Here is a 660-nt window from a genome sequence, read left to right on the forward strand (position 1 = left end):
TTGGTTACTTTGAGTATCGCCAGTCATCCTGTCATCACCATTTGTACCATTGACATGATCAAAGTTGATGACGTTCAGACTCTGGACACCAGTGTTGTCGGTGACAGTCAAAGATTGGGTTTGTAGATTCACATGGATGCTGGCATTGTTTCCCCATGAGGTGGCATCAATCAGGTGATGATTGATATTGCTATTGGCAATAATTGTTTCAATGCTAATCAGTTGGTCTTGACCAAAGGTATCTTTGTCGATGCGGTCAATAGCTGTGAGAATGAGTCGGCGATTCACTGGAGTGTAGTCGGCAGTATCTAGGCCATCACCACCATTTAAGGTGTCGTTGCCACTACTACCACACAGGGTGTCAAAGTTCCCCCCAGCGTCGAGGCTATCGTTACCGTCATCGCCATTCAGGGTGTCGTTACCATATCCCCCTTCTAGGGTGTCGTCTTCACTACCACCTCTGAGTAGGTCGTTACCATCTCCACCAAGGAGGCGATCGCTTTGCGCTCCTCCATACAACTGATCGTTGCCGAAACCACCATCTAATGTATCGCTGCCTGTGTCCCCATAGAGGCTGTCATCTCCTGCGTCGCCATAGAGGCTGTCGTTGCTAGAGCCACCTATGAGTACGTCGTTACCACTACCGCCATCGAGGGTGTC

Annotated in this window: 1 protein-coding gene; it reads right to left on the bottom strand. The window is 49.4% G+C overall.

Annotated elements, in window-relative coordinates; genetic code table 11:
• On the bottom strand, nucleotides 1–660 hold a 660-nt coding region (locus A3775_RS24320), incomplete at both ends, for a calcium-binding protein (RefSeq protein WP_304439293.1).

It is taken from the genome of Anabaena sp. 4-3 (assembly GCF_001597745.1).
GTDB lineage: Bacteria > Cyanobacteriota > Cyanobacteriia > Cyanobacteriales > Nostocaceae > Trichormus.